At 63.6% G+C, this 14,059-nt stretch carries 11 protein-coding genes; 5 read left to right on the top strand and 6 right to left on the bottom strand.

The annotated features are described in order from the left end of the window. The first annotated feature begins 117 nt into the window (after positions 1 to 117). Positions 118 to 2,448, top strand: a complete 2,331-nt coding sequence (locus E8Q40_RS01015) for a transporter substrate-binding protein (RefSeq protein WP_168197709.1) — start codon at positions 118 to 120, stop codon at positions 2,446 to 2,448. Positions 2,449 to 2,560: 112 nt separating this feature from the next. Here E8Q40_RS01015 and E8Q40_RS01010 read toward each other — a convergent pair whose 3' ends face one another. The 4 genes from E8Q40_RS01010 to E8Q40_RS00995 all read right to left on the bottom strand — a co-directional run bounded on the left by E8Q40_RS01010 (position 2,561) and on the right by E8Q40_RS00995 (position 7,391). Beyond that, complete coding sequence (locus E8Q40_RS01010; RefSeq protein ID WP_137042636.1) at positions 2,561 to 4,609, bottom strand: thioredoxin domain-containing protein; 2,049 nt, start codon at positions 4,607 to 4,609, stop codon at positions 2,561 to 2,563. A gap of 226 nt (positions 4,610 to 4,835) precedes the next feature. Next, positions 4,836 to 5,225 (bottom strand): DUF2147 domain-containing protein, encoded by a 390-nt coding sequence (locus tag E8Q40_RS01005; RefSeq protein WP_137042635.1) that lies wholly within the window; start codon positions 5,223 to 5,225, stop codon positions 4,836 to 4,838. Positions 5,226 to 5,353: 128 nt separating this feature from the next. After that, positions 5,354 to 5,731: a DUF2147 domain-containing protein gene (locus E8Q40_RS01000; RefSeq protein ID WP_137042634.1), complete on the bottom strand. Its 378-nt coding sequence runs from the start codon at positions 5,729 to 5,731 to the stop codon at positions 5,354 to 5,356. 58 nt (positions 5,732 to 5,789) lie between these two features. Further along, positions 5,790 to 7,391, bottom strand: a complete 1,602-nt coding sequence (locus E8Q40_RS00995; RefSeq protein ID WP_137042633.1) for a carboxylesterase/lipase family protein — start codon at positions 7,389 to 7,391, stop codon at positions 5,790 to 5,792. Positions 7,392 to 7,534: 143 nt separating this feature from the next. On the opposite strand from E8Q40_RS00995, the gene E8Q40_RS00990 reads away from it, so the two are divergent. Next, positions 7,535 to 7,924 (top strand): RidA family protein, encoded by a 390-nt coding sequence (locus E8Q40_RS00990; protein WP_137042632.1) that lies wholly within the window; start codon positions 7,535 to 7,537, stop codon positions 7,922 to 7,924. 17 nt (positions 7,925 to 7,941) lie between these two features. Here the strand turns inward: E8Q40_RS00990 and rssA are convergent, their stop codons facing one another. Then, positions 7,942 to 8,865 carry a patatin-like phospholipase RssA gene (rssA, locus tag E8Q40_RS00985; RefSeq protein ID WP_137042631.1) on the bottom strand — a complete coding sequence of 308 codons (924 nt, stop codon included), beginning with the start codon at positions 8,863 to 8,865 and terminating at the stop codon, positions 7,942 to 7,944. A 91-nt stretch (positions 8,866 to 8,956) separates the two neighbouring features. Continuing rightward, positions 8,957 to 9,751 carry a class I SAM-dependent methyltransferase gene (locus E8Q40_RS00980; RefSeq protein WP_137042630.1) on the bottom strand — a complete coding sequence of 265 codons (795 nt, stop codon included), beginning with the start codon at positions 9,749 to 9,751 and terminating at the stop codon, positions 8,957 to 8,959. Positions 9,752 to 9,827: 76 nt separating this feature from the next. Here E8Q40_RS00980 and mnmE point away from each other — a divergent pair, with 76 nt between their 5' ends. From mnmE to rsmG, 3 genes are all read left to right on the top strand, one after another. Next, on the top strand, positions 9,828 to 11,396 hold the full coding sequence (gene mnmE / locus E8Q40_RS00975) for a tRNA uridine-5-carboxymethylaminomethyl(34) synthesis GTPase MnmE (RefSeq protein ID WP_137042629.1): 1,569 nt from the start codon (positions 9,828 to 9,830) through the stop codon (positions 11,394 to 11,396). A gap of 95 nt (positions 11,397 to 11,491) precedes the next feature. Then, positions 11,492 to 13,378 carry a tRNA uridine-5-carboxymethylaminomethyl(34) synthesis enzyme MnmG gene (mnmG, locus tag E8Q40_RS00970; protein ID WP_137042628.1) on the top strand — a complete coding sequence of 629 codons (1,887 nt, stop codon included), beginning with the start codon at positions 11,492 to 11,494 and terminating at the stop codon, positions 13,376 to 13,378. Continuing rightward, entirely contained in the window at positions 13,375 to 14,040 is a 666-nt protein-coding gene (gene rsmG / locus E8Q40_RS00965; protein ID WP_137042627.1) for a 16S rRNA (guanine(527)-N(7))-methyltransferase RsmG, read from the top strand. The genes mnmG and rsmG overlap by 4 nt, the downstream gene beginning before the upstream one ends. The last annotated feature ends 19 nt before the right edge of the window (positions 14,041 to 14,059 follow it).

The following is a 14,059-nucleotide window of genomic DNA, read 5'->3' as shown; positions in this document are numbered from 1 at the left end:
CTAAAACTTGAGCGCGTTTGCTGACAATTGATGCGGTGTTTCCGCACCTGCGAAAGAATTTGGAAACCATATTCGAGCGAGTTTCATCGGCGAAATTCTCTCATCGTTGAGCTTGGAATGTCCGCCCGTTTTCGAATTCCGCGGCCTGCCCTGTGGATCGCGGTGCCGGTGTTTATTGTCTGCACCGCAGTGGTCGGGGCGTTCTATCTGTCGGGTTCTATCTGGATTGCGCTGGCCGCCGCACTTGCCAGCGCACTGGCCGTCGGGTCTTTTGCCGAAAGCCGTCTCGCCGCGATCACGACCTCGATCGGTGCCATTGCCGGCGGTGACCGCTACACCAGCCTGCCGGAGCGCATCGGCGACGGGGCCATCCGGAATTTCGGCGACACGGCGAGCCGGATTCGCGCCGCCTTGATCGAGGCTGACACATTGTCGGTCGATCAGAGCCGCCGCGAAACCGAAGCGCGCCTGCACCATGCTGGCCGTCATTTCTTCACCGGGAATTTTCGCCGCGCCATCGACGATGTCGTCAATGCCTTCACCATGGCCGGCGAACGCATTCGCGACACCGCCGACGAACTGGCGCAGACCAATCGGCTGATGGCGCAGCAGGTGATGTATTCGTCCGACGCCGCGGCGACTGCCGCGGAGGAAGTCGCCGGCGTTGCGGCCGCGGCGCGTGACGTGCAAGCACTGGCCGTGACGTCGTCTCGCCAGGTCGATGAAGCTCGCGCCGCGACGACGCGGACCGTCACAGAGCTTTCGCGCGCCGACGAGACCATGCGCAATCTCGGCCTCGCGGCTTCCCGCATCGAGCAGGTGATCAAGCTCATCCAGGCGATCGCGCAGCAGACGTCCCTGCTGGCGCTCAACGCCACCATCGAGGCCGCTCGCGCCGGCGAATACGGCCGCGGTTTCGCGGTGGTCGCCGCCGAAGTCAAGGAACTGTCGCGCCGAACCGAAATGGCGACCAAGGAAGTCGCGACGCAGGTGCATGACATCCAGGCCGCAGTGACCGAAGCCGCTGAAGCCATTGTGGCGGTCGATCAGAGCGTCGCGGCCATGAGCAAGGTCAACGAGAACGTGACGCGATTGATGGAAGAGCAGATCGCCAAGCTCGATCACATCGGCACCGACGCCCGCAAGGTCGCCGTCACCGTGAACGAGGCGCTGCCCAGCATCCGCGCCGTCGTTACGGATGTTGCCGACGCCGGCGATGCCGTTCTTTCGACCGCCGCCGACCTCATCACCCGCGCTCAATCCCTGACGGCGTCGGTCACCCGCTATTTCTCCGATCTCGACCACGGCTCGATCAAGGTCGGCATCCTGCATTCGCTATCCGGCACGCTGACCGCCAGCGAACGTCCGCTGCAGCAGATGCTGGTGATGCTGATCGAGAAACTCAACGAGGCCGGCGGCCTGCTCGGCCGACCGGTCGAGGCCGCGATCATGGATCCGCGCTCGGACGTGAAAGCCTATGCCGACCAGGCGACAAGCCTGCTGCGCGATCACAAGGCTGCGGCAATCTTCGGCTGTTGGACCTCGGCCTCGCGTCAGCAGGTGCTTCCGGTGCTGGCGCAATATGACGGCCTTCTATTCTATCCCAGTCAGTACGAGGGGCAGGAGCAGTCGGCTCATGTCGTCTATACGGGCGCCACGCCGCAGCAGCAGGCGTTGCCCGCGGTTGATCATCTCATCGGGCTCGGCCGTCGCCGTTTCTTCCTGGTGGGAACCGATTACGTCTATCCCCGCACCACCAACGCCATCATTCGCAATTATCTCAAGGGCGCGCACAATATCGGCGATGATGCGGTCGATGAGATGTATACGCCGTTCAACGAGACCAAATGGCGCGACGCCGTTTATCGCATCCGCAAGTTCTGCGGCAAGGATGGCGCCATCATCGCGACTTTGTCGGGCGACTCCAACGTTCACTTTTTCCGCGAACGTGCGCGGCAAGGTCTCGATGCCGATATTCTGCCGGTGATGAGCCTGTCACTAGGTGAAGCCGAGATGCCGGCGCTGCACGAGCGCAACCTGATCGGTCACATGGTGGCGTGGAATTATCTGCAGACACTGGACACGCCGGAGAACCGCGATTTCATCGCCGAGTGGCGCCGCTTCACCGGCGACGACAAGGCGCTGACCAACGATCCGATGGAAGCGACCTGGATCGGCTTCAATCTCTGGGTTCAGGCGGTGATGGCCGCCGGCACCACCGAGACGCAGGCCGTGCGCCGCGCACTGGCCGGCCGCACCATTCGCGCGCCGTCGGGCTTCGACGTCCGGCTCGATCCGGACAATCAGCATCTGCACAAACCGTCGGTCATCGGCCGCATGGATGCCAACAATGTCATCTGGCCGGTGCGCATCAGCGAGGGTTTGATTGCGCCGGAGCCGTGGAGCGGGTGGCTTGGCGAGCGCAAGGCGATGAAGAAGGCCGGCTGATTTCGCGTCGTCCCCGCGAAGGCGGGGACCCATACGCCGTATGCTCTCGATAGTGCGCGGCTTATGGGTCCCGGGGTCTCCTTCGCTGCGCTCAGCCGCCCGGGACGACGGCTCAGCTCATCCCCCTTACCGCCTCGGCGATCTTCCCCGGCTCCGTCACCGGCAGTGAACACCGCTCGCCGACGCAGACAAACGCAGCGCTGCCGTTCACCGCCCCCACCTTGTCCCGTGCCGGATGCGACGGCGGTAACGCGTCGGCCGATGGCGCGCGCAGCACGATGCGTGAGAGATGCGGCAGCTTGAGCGCCTCGCGCGCAAAGCTTTCGGCGTCTGGCCCGGTGCAGACGATCTCAGCCGCGCACAGGCGGAAATCGAGTGCGTTGAGCGTGGCGACATGGCCGAACAGGTTCTGCGTCGCGCCGGCGAGAATGCCCTCAAGCAGCGCATCGGCGCGAGTGCGCCATTGATCGTCGCCGGTGAGGACCGCAAGCCGCACCAGATTTTCCGCCGTCACGGCATTGGGGTTCGGTGTGGCGTCGTCGCTGGTCGCGGACGGCCGCACGATCAGACCCTCGGCGTCGTCGGCGGTGAGGAAATAGCCGCCATTGGCCGGATTGGCGTAGTGCCGATTGAGCGCCTGCTGCCAGGCGACGGCGCGGTCGAGATAGGCGCGCTCGCCAGTCGCTTCGTTGAGCGCCAGCGCCGCCTTGACCATGCATGCGTAATCGGAGGCCAGCCCCGGCAGCAGAAGCTGCCCGGCACGCCAGGAATGGCCAAGCCGTCCGTTGCGGGTCATGTGAGTTGCAACGAAATCAAAGGCGTGCCGCGCCATCACGAGCCAACCCGGCTCATCGAAAGCGGTGGCACTCTGCGCCAGCGCCGCGATCATCAGGCCGTTCCAGTCCGCCAGGATTTTGTCGTCGAGGCCGGGCCTGATCCGTTTCTCACGCTCGTTCAATAACTTACCGCGCAACATGGCCAGACGGGCTTCGTCCGGGTCCCCCGCAGCATCGTCCTCCGTTGTGCGCGGTAAGTGCTTGAGCCGGTTGAGAATATTGTGGCCTTCGAAGTTGCCCTCGGCGGTCACGTCATATTGCGCTGCAAAATAATCGGCATCCGGGCCCAGGATGTCCCGGATTTCGGCTAGCGACCAGACATAGAACTTGCCCTCCTCACCCTCGGAATCGGCGTCCAAGGATGAGCAGAAGGCTTTGTATTCATTGGTCATTTCTCGCTGAAGCCAGCCCACTGTCTCGCTCGCGCGGGCGCGGTAGAGCAGGTTTTTGCTGCGGGTCCATGCTGCAGCATAAAGCGCAAGAAGCTGGGCGTTGTCGTAGAGCATCTTCTCGAAATGCGGCACCAGCCAGCGCTCGTCGACCGAGTAGCGGGCAAAGCCGCCGCCGAGGTGGTCGTAGATGCCGCCCTCGGCGATGCGGGTCAGAGTCAGGTCGAACAGCTCGAAAAAGCGCTCGTCGCCGCTGCGCTCCCCTGCCCGCCACAGCATCTCGAACAAGGACGCCTGCGGGAATTTCGGCGCGCCGCGCAGGCCGCCATGGACGCTGTCGAAGGCATTGCCGAGCTGCCGCGCCGCGCCGTCGAGCTCCTTGAGCCCGATCGTGACCTTGCCCGCCGGCCGCGCCGTGTCGGCCAGCCGCGCCAAGAGCGCCGCGCGGTTCTGTTCGATCTTGGCCGGCTCCTCGCGGAACAGCCGCGACACTTCGCGCAGAATGTCGGTGAAGGCCGGCCGGCCGAATTTGGCTTCCTTCGGAAAATAAGTGCCGCCCCACACCGGCTCGCCGGCGGGCGTGAGAAACATGGTCAGCGGCCAGCCGCCCTGCTCGCCAAGCAGATGCAGCGCATTCATGTAGATCTGGTCGATGTCCGGCCGCTCTTCGCGGTCGACTTTGATGTTGACGAACAGCTCGTTCATCACGCGCGCCGTGGCTTCGTCCTCGAAGCTCTCATGCGCCATCACATGGCACCAGTGACAGGCGGCGTAGCCAACCGACAGCAGGACCGGCCGGTTCGAACGCTTTGCCTCGGCGAGCGCGTCAGGACCCCACTGCCACCAGTCGACTGGATTGTGCCGGTGCTGCAGCAGATAAGGCGACGTAGCCGCGGCGAGGCGGTTGCTGTGGGTGGCGTTGGAAGCAGATGCCATAGATGTAAAGTAACAACGTCAGTGCGATGAACAAGCGTTGCGGCGTTCACGTTTCCCCTCTCCCCTTGAGGGAGAGGGTGCCCGAGTGGAGGCGAAGCCGAACGAGGGCGGGAGAGGGGTCAGTGCTAGCGCTTTGCGCCGACCCCTCTCCCGGCTCGCCTTCGCTGCGCTCGGCGATCCACCCTCTCCCTCAAGGGGAGAGGGAAGGAAGAAAGTGAAGCGCGCTCTACCTCACCCTTTGCCAGGTCTCGCCGCTGCACATCACCATGGCGACGCAGCCTTTCAGGTTCAGCGCATTGGCGCTTTCGAGCGTGACGACGCCGGAATAGGTCTTGCCGTTTTCGGTGTTGAGCAGGTCGCCCTTCCAGGTGTTGTCGCCTGACTTTGCCGCGCCTTTCATGATCACCGTGCCGATCGTGTTCTTGCGCGTCTGATCCTTGACAGCGGTGATACGGGCGCAAAGTTTGCTGCCGCAATTGTAGAAGTTCACCTGCGTGCCGGTCGAAGGCCGCACCCACGTTCCGGTAGGGTCATTGGCGAAAGCGGACGTGGAGAAGCTGACAAGTATTGACGCGGCGGCAATGCGCGACGCGACGCGTGAGATGGTCCCGGCCATCGTTTCCTCCTGTTGTCGTTATGGTCAGTCTAGCAGGAGAAACGGTCCGTGCCGGGTGTGTGCCGCGCACAATCGTTTGCGCAGTGCGGCACAAGGTTATGTCGCGATACGCCGGAACCGGGAGGCGTTTACTTGACGCGGTTCCAGGTCTCGACGCGGCAAAGCACCAGAGCGGTGCAGCTTTTCACGTTGAGGATGTCGCGGCCGTTCATGGTGATGACGCCGGCGATCATGCTGCCGCTTTCGATCTCCAGGACAGGGCCTTCCCACATGTTGTGAGAAGTCAGCGCGGCGCTCTGAACCAGCATCGTGCCGTTCCGGACCTGCCGGCTTTTCGATTTGGTCTCCGTGATGCGGGCGCAGAGCTTGTCGTTGCACGCATAGAATCGCGCCTCGATGGACATGTCGGCGCGCTGCCAGAGCCCGATGGGCGTCGCGGCCGGCGTGGGTACGCTGAGGAGTCCGGTGAAAACCGCGATGATGCTGGAAGCGAGAAGGTCGAGCATGGATGCCGATCGATAACGGGAAACGGCACGGGCCGCTTCGCCGGTGAAGCCAACGATCCTATTGCGTCAGATAAGTCGGATACAGCTTCTTCCAGAATGCGCAGTTATGCGCAACTGCGGCGTCGAACGGCCCCACTTTGCCGGGATCGAAGCGCATCACATCGCCATCGGCCTTGAATAGCGGCCAGGTCGGTCCGTCCTTCGCCACCGGCTTGCTCGTCCGCGCGAAGCTCGTCCAGTAGGCCGTCATCTGCTTGGCGAGCGCGAGCGAGGCCGGCTTGAGGTCCGGTCCTGCCACCTTCGACGTGTTGTCGAAGTGCGGGAAGAAATACGGCAGCTCGGACGAGTGGACGGCGCCCATTTCGAAGCCCGGATCGGTGGTCACCGGCGGCGCGTCGCGGTCGCCGAACACCAGTTCATGGACCGGCACGCGTTTGCGCATCAGCTTTCCCTGCTCGAGATAGATGCAGTTGTTCAGCCCCACGGTCGGATGGAAGTCCGACATCACGGTGCCGAGCGCGGCGGCCGGCGACGAATAGTTCGCCGCCGGATACATTTTCACAATGGCGCCGGCATTGTCGCCGTAGATGGCCTTGATCTTGTCGGCATAATTGTCGGCGGTGATCTTTTCGCCGGCCTGAACCTCATAGGCGAGATAAAGCCGCATCTCGTCGCGCGTGCCGCCATTCATCACCGGTACGCGTACGAACTGGCCGGTGCGGAACGCCTCCGCGCCCTGCAGCGGCACGGTCTTGGCGCCGATCGGCGGCGCATAGGCCATGAGATCGCTGCCGGCAGCCTTGGTGGCGGCTTCGGTCAGTTCGGCGACCGGTTTCTTGCGCATGCAGGCGACGGCCGTTTTGGCATCGGTGCAGCCGACCGCCTTGGCGACGGCCTCGCCGATCTTCTCGGCTTCCGTGACCGTATGCAGCGGCGTGGCGCAGCCGGCGCTCTGCATGATCACGCGGTTGAACAGCCCGCGCGTCTCTCTGGGCGCGATCAGATGCATGCAGACGCCGGCGCCGCCGGCCGATTCGCCCGCGATGGTGACGTTGTTGGGGTCGCCGCCGAAGGAGGCGATATTCTTTTTCACCCAGGCGAGCGCCAGGCGCTGATCCTTCAGGCCGTAGCCGCCGTTATAGTCTTTGCCGAAGCCCGGATGCGCCATAAACCCGAACACACCGAGCCGATAGTTGAGCGACACGACGACGAGATCGCCGGCGGTCGCCAGATTGCCAAGCGGATAGAGCGAGCTTGCGCCGCCGACGAACTGGCCGCCATGGATCCAGACGAACACCGGCTTCTTTCGCGAAGGCTTGCCGTCATACGGCGCGGTGATGTTGAGCGTCAGGCAGTCTTCGTCGTTGCTCGCCTCGGTGAGACCGAAGCGCGACACCTGCGGACAGGCGCCGCCATATTTGGTGGCGTCGCGCACCTCTTTCCACGGCTTCGCAGGTTTGGGAAGCGTCCAGCGCAGGTCCCCGACCGGCGGCTGCGCATAGGGAATGCCTTTGAATTCTCGCATGCCGTCATGGATGACACCGCGCACCGGACCTGAGGCGGTGCGCACGACGGAGGGATCGTTCTTCTGCGCAAGGGCGGGCGAACCGGCCAGCAGAGCAAGGCTTATCGCCGACGTCATCAGGAAGCATTTTGCCATTGTCGATCCGCCTGTAATTTACCACCGGGCGCGGCTTGGATTGGGCCCCGTTTATGAGACTCGTTTATGAGACGCGTCATTCGACAAAATTCAACTAAGCGAAATTGCGTAGGATCGGGACGGGCAAGAAAGGACGAACATCCGTGAAATTCATCAATTCGCCTGCGGCTCAAGCCTTGAAGCTGCCGTTCAGCCAGGCCGTCCAGGTTGGCGACGTGTTCTATTTGTCGGGTCAGCTCGGTAACAAGCCGGGTACGCTCGAACTGGTGCCGGGCGGCATGGAAGCCGAGGCGCGGCAGACCATGGAGAACATTGGTGCCGTGCTGAAGGAAAACGGCCTCACCTTTGCCGACGTCTTCAAGGTGACGGTGATGATGGCCGACATGTCGAAGTGGGGCGACTTCAACAAGGTCTATGTCAGCTATTTCGATCCCACCCGCCTGCCCGCGCGCTCGGCCTTCGGCTGCAATGGCCTTGCGCTTGGCGCGCAGCTGGAGCTGGAGTGCATGGCCTATGTGGGGAAGGCGCTATAGCAGGCTTTCGTTTGTTTTCAGATGTAGCGCCGCAACGCAGGCATCGCCTGGTCGACACAGGCGCGGCCTTCGGCGATGGCTTCCGGCGCGCGATGGAATTCCATCAAGCCAATGTGACGCAGTCGCGGCGCCAGGATGACATCAGGCGGATCGCCGGCCAGCCGCGAACGGGTGATGTGGTGCTGCATGATATTGATCGAGTTGGCGAGGACATCGAAATAGGCGGGCCGTGCGGGCGCGGAGCGGAACAGCTTCGGAGCGATTGCGGAGGCCTGCTCTCTTAAGGACGGCGGCACATTCGCCAGCAGGCCGCGCAGAAATTCGGGCGGCATTTCCGCTGTCTCTGTGAGCGGCTGTTGAACGGCTGGGGCGTTGAAACGGCGGCCCATGATATCGCCGTTGAGGTCGACGGCGATCACAGTATCGGCGCCGAGCGCCCGGCACGTCGATACGGGCACCGGATTGACCAGTCCTCCATCGACCAGCCAACGGCCGCCGTGATGCACGGGGCTGAGGATACCAGGAAGTGTGATTGACGCGCGCACGGCGTCAGCGATTGGGCCTTCGCGCAGCCAGACTTCGCGGCCGGTTTCGAGATCGGTTGCGATTGCCGCGAATGGTTTCGCGCATGTCTCGATGGGCACATCGATGCCGAGCTTTTGCAGCAGTTTGACGATCGCTTTGCCGTCGATCAGTCCGCCGCGGATCAGGCTGACGTCGAGCAGACTGACGATGCCGGACCAGGTCAGCGATTCAGCGAAGTCCTTGAGCGCGGAGAGTCGTTGCGTGACGCAAGCCGCGCCGACAATCGCGCCGAATGAGGTTCCGCAAACAATGTCGGGTTCGATGCCGGCGTCTTTCAACGCTTCGATGACGCCGATATGTGACCAGCCGCGCGCCGATCCGCTGCCGAGAGCGAGGCCGATGCGATGTCCCTTCATGGCGCCAGAGTACGAACCGCCGAGAGAATGCGAAATACGTAGTTATCCGTTTTGATCGCCGGGCGCCCTCGCGGCTTCAGCGCGAAGTTGCTTAAGCAGAGAGCTTTCGCGCCCTGTAGGCAATGGCCCGCGCTGAATAGCTGATGCTGCCGTCCGCGCCGGGCGGGACGATGTCGCGAACCGCGTCGCGCAGCTTGCACTTCTGGTCCTCCGACATGGTGGCGATGGTCTTGCCGATGGGATGAAAAGTCAGGGTCTGGATTTGCCAGAACTCGTCGAAGCTCGCGAATGTGCGGGTGGCTTCGATGAGCGTAATGTCGATGTCGTGGAAGCCGGTGGTCTCGAGGCTTTCTCTCAATCCGTCCGGGGCGGCTTCCGGAACGAGCGGCGACAAGGTCGGCTCGATACCGATGGCCTTTATCGCGCGGGCCATCGGCGCATAGGGCGCGAATGTTGCGGCCGGTGTGCGATTCCAGGTGTAGCCCGCAACGACTGCACCCGATTTGGCGACGCGGCGCATCTCGGCAAAGGCTTTGCGCCGGTCGGGCAGGAAATGCAGAACTAGCGCGGAGGCGATAACATCGAATTCAGCGTCACCGAAGGGCAGCGATAATGCGTTGGCAACGCGGAAATCGGCCTTCGCGATTAGCTTACGTGCATGTTCGACCTGCTCTGCGGACGGGTCGACCGCGATGAGCGCGCTTGGCGCGCATCGCGCAAGAATGAGTGCGCTGAATGCGCCCGTGCCACATCCGATTTCGAGCCAGCGTTCGTTTGGCGGCGGCGCGAGCCACGTCAGAAATTTCTCGCCGACGGAGCGGCTCCACGCGCCCATGAAGCGTTCATAGGCCACTGCATTGTCGAAGACGACATCGACGTCAGGCATGGTGCGCCTCCGGGTGCACTATGGCACAAGTGCCGCCTCTTGACCGCTATTCCGGCATGCGCTTTTCGTCGCTAGGATGACACCGTTGCGCCCCACTATCTTCGCCCTCTCCTCCGGCCGTCCGCCGGCCGCGATTGCGGTGATCCGCGTTTCGGGTCCGCGCGCCGGCGCGGCGCTGCAAGCGCTCGGCGTGAAAGTGCCGGCCCCGCGCCAGGCACGGCTGGCCCGCATTCGCGATCCGCGTTCCGGCGAAATCATCGATGAGGCCTTGGCGCTCTGGTTCCCGGCGCCGAACAGCGAGACCGGCGAGGATGTCGCCGAGCTGCAGGGTCACGGCGGCCCGGCGGTGATTGCCGGCATTCTCGATGCACTCGCGAGTATCGACGGCCTGCGCATGGCTGAGCCAGGCGAGTTCACCCGGCGCGGCTTTGAGAACGGCAAGCTCGACCTCACGGCGGTGGAGGGCCTGGCCGATCTGGTGGCGGCCGAGACCGAGGGCCAAAGGCGGCTCGCCTTCCGGCAGATGAAGGGCCAGCTCGGGGATCGCGCCGAGGCGTGGCGGTCGCGGCTGGTCCGCGCTTTAGCGCTGGTCGAGGCCCGCATCGACTTTTCCGACGAGGCCGACGTGCCCGAGGATCTGGTCAGCCCGGCGCTGGCGATTGTGCAGGAGTTGCGGGACGAGATTGCGACCGCGCTGGCGGACAGCCGCGGTGAGCGGCTTCGCGAGGGATTGGTCGTGGCCATCGCCGGTCCGCCCAACGCCGGCAAGTCCACCTTGCTCAACCGGCTGGCGCGGCGCGAGGTCGCGATCGTCTCGCCCTACGCCGGCACTACCCGCGATGTGATCGAGGTGCATCTCGATCTTGGCGGCTACCCAATGACCTTGCTCGATACCGCCGGTATTCGCGACACCTGCGACCCGGTGGAAATGGAGGGCGTGCGGCGGGCCCGGGAGCGGGCGGCCGGCGCGGACCTGGTGCTGTGGGTCACGGACGCTAGCGAAGGCGACGCCGCGCCGAAGCCGGACCTGGCCCGGCCGGATCGAGCGGTGCCGGTCTGGCGGATCAGCAACAAGGTCGATCTTGTGCGCAGCACGGATGCGAAAATGCTGCGCACAATGGGAGCTGAGTCTGGGCTTCAGGCGGTGCATCCTGCGTCCATGTCCGGAGCTACGACGGTGACGGGCGATGCCGCCGAGACCGGGCACGGATTGCGCCCGGCAGCAGAGCCAAGCGCTGTCCATACAAATGAATCCGGAACACGATCTTTATCCACAGCTATTTCGAACGATCAATTAGGTATTTATAAGAATGAATTACAAAGCCTATCTTTCGATGAACATAAGTTCATTCTTTCGTCCGAAACGGGGGATGGACTTGATTCACTTGTTCGCGCGCTGACGGATTTCGCCGCAGCCCGACTGTCTGGCGCGGAACAGGCTTTGGTAAGTCGGGCCCGCCATCGCCAGGTTCTTGTTGCGGTGCAGCAATTACTGAATGAGGCGCTGGTGACTGCTTCTGGCCGAGAAGAGCTGCTCGCCGAGCAACTTCGGCTTGCGGCCACGGAGCTCGGACGTCTCGCGGGACGGGTGGATGTAGAGGACATCCTGGACGTCATTTTCCGGGACTTCTGCATCGGTAAATAGATATGCCGGCCGTCCGAACGCTCTATGTTTCACGTGAAACATTGGTGGCTGCGGAAGTTTTTGACCGGTCCGGGCGGCTCCGCTAAAGGTCCGGCATGTCAGATCGCCCCACCAGCTTCGACGTCGTCGTGATCGGCGGCGGCCATGCCGGCTGCGAAGCCGCGGCTGCGGCAGCGCGCATGGGCGCGCGGACGGCGCTCGTGACCCACAGTTTCGCGACCGTCGGCGCTATGTCCTGTAATCCGGCGATCGGCGGGCTGGGCAAGGGCCATCTGGTCCGCGAGCTCGATGCGCTCGACGGCCTGATGGGCCGGGTCGCAGATCAGGGCGGCATCCAGTTTAGGGTTCTCAACCGCCGCAAGGGCCCCGCCGTGCGCGGCCCGCGCGCTCAGGCCGACCGCAAGCTCTACGCTGCCGCCATGCAGGCCGCGATCAAGGCCACGCGGAACCTCACCGTGATCGAGGGCGAGGCTGACGATCTGGTGGTGAAGGGCGGAGCGGTGGCCGGTGTTCGCCTCAAGGATGGTCGCGATATTTCCTCCCGTGCGGTGGTTTTGACGACGGGTACGTTCCTCAGGGGCCTCATCCATATCGGCGAGACGCAGATTCCGGCGGGCCGGGTCGGGGAGGCGCCTGCTTTGGGCCTGTCCAAGACCCTGGAAAGGGCCGGCCTGACGTTGGGCCGGCTCAAGACTGGCACGCCGCCGCGCCTCGATGGCTCTACGATCGACTGGAAGGCGCTCGAGATGCAGCCCGGCGATGAGCCGCCGGAGCCCTTCTCGATGCTGACCGAGCGGATCACCACGCCGCAGATCGAGTGCGGCATCACCCGCACCACGCCCGCGACCCATGAGGTCATCCGGGCGAATGTCCACCGCTCGCCGATGTATTCCGGGCAAATCGCTTCTACGGGACCGCGTTACTGCCCGTCGATCGAGGACAAGATCGTCCGCTTCGGTGAGCGTGACGGCCACCAGATCTTCCTGGAGCCGGAAGGCCTCGACGATACGACGGTTTACCCGAACGGCATCTCCACTTCGCTGCCGGAAGAGGTGCAGGCCGCCATCGTCGCGTCGATCCCGGGGCTTGAAAAGACCCGGATCGTGCGGCCGGGCTACGCGATCGAGTACGACTTCGTCGATCCGCGGCAGCTCAAGCTGACCCTGGAGACCAAAAAGCTGGTCGGGCTGTTCCTGGCGGGGCAGATCAACGGCACCACGGGCTATGAAGAGGCCGCCGCGCAGGGGCTTCTGGCCGGACTCAATGCCGCGGCACTGGCCAGCGGCTCCGAAGCCATCACCTTCGATCGTGCCGAGTCCTATATCGGCGTCATGGTCGATGACCTCACGACCCGAGGCGTCAACGAGCCTTATCGCATGTTCACCTCGCGCGCCGAGTATCGGCTACGGCTGCGGGCCGACAATGCCGACCAGCGCCTCACAGACAAGGGCATCGCCATCGGCTGTGTCGGGACGGAGCGGGCCCGGTCTCATCGGACCAAGCAGGATGCGCTCGATGACGCCCGCGCTTTTGCCCGCTCGGTATCGCTGACGCCGAAGGAAGCCGAGAAGCATGGCCTCACCCTCAATCAGGATGGCCAGCGGCGCACCGCGTTCGAGCTGCTCTCTTATCCGCATATTGAAATGGCCGATCTGGCGAAGATCTGGCCGCGCTTTGGCGACCTGGCGCCGAAGATCGCCGAGCAGGTCGAGATCGACGCCAAGTACGAGGTCTATCTGACCCGACAGAACGCAGATATCGAGGCCTATCGCCGCGATGAGAGCTTCGTGCTGCCGGAAAGCCTCGATTATGCGTCGATGCCGGGCCTCTCGAACGAGGCCAAGCAGAAGCTCATCAAGCACCAGCCTCGCACGATCGGCCATGCGGCGAAGATCGATGGCATCACGCCGGCGGCGCTCACGCTTGTCGTTGCTCATGTGAAACGCGGCATCGGCAAGAAGCCGGCCGCACAAAGCGCGTGACCAAGCCGCAAAACGGTCTGGACCTATCAGGCGACAAGGCGCGCGCCCTGGCGCTCACGCCTGTTTCACGTGAAACACTTCGACGTCTCGATATCTATGTCGAGCTTTTGCTGCGCTGGCAGCAAACAACCAACCTGATCTCGCCGTCCACGATCCCGCAGCTTTGGACCCGGCATATCGCCGACTCGCTTCAGCTCATCGCTCTGGCGCCCGATGCCAAAATATGGGTCGATCTCGGCTCCGGCGGCGGCTTCCCGGCGATCCCTGTGGCTTGCGTGCTGGCCGGCACGCAAGGCGCCATGGTTCACCTGGTCGAGAGCAACGGCAAGAAGGCTGCCTTCCTCCGCGAAGTCATCCGCGCCACCCAAGTGCCGGCGCAAGTCCATGCCGAGCGAATCGAAAAATATGTCGCGAGCACTGTGAACAGTGTGGATGTGGTGAGCGCCCGCGCGCTCGCCCCATTGAAAACCCTGTGCGATCAGGCGTTTCCTCTCATCGAGCGGGGGGCCATTGGCCTGTTCCTCAAAGGACTAGATGTAGAGAGCGAATTGACCGAGGCCTCTAAATATTGGAAACTTGAGGCCGAGAGAGTCCCCAGCAAGACGAGTCCCGATGGCTGCGTCGTGATCGTCCGCAACCTGAAGCCGCATACCGCAACTTGAAGTCGATTGGACCAGGTCA

It is taken from the genome of Pseudolabrys sp. FHR47 (assembly GCF_005153485.1).
Lineage (GTDB): Bacteria > Pseudomonadota > Alphaproteobacteria > Rhizobiales > Xanthobacteraceae > Pseudolabrys.
This window is presented reverse-complemented; position numbering and strand designations above follow the sequence as displayed.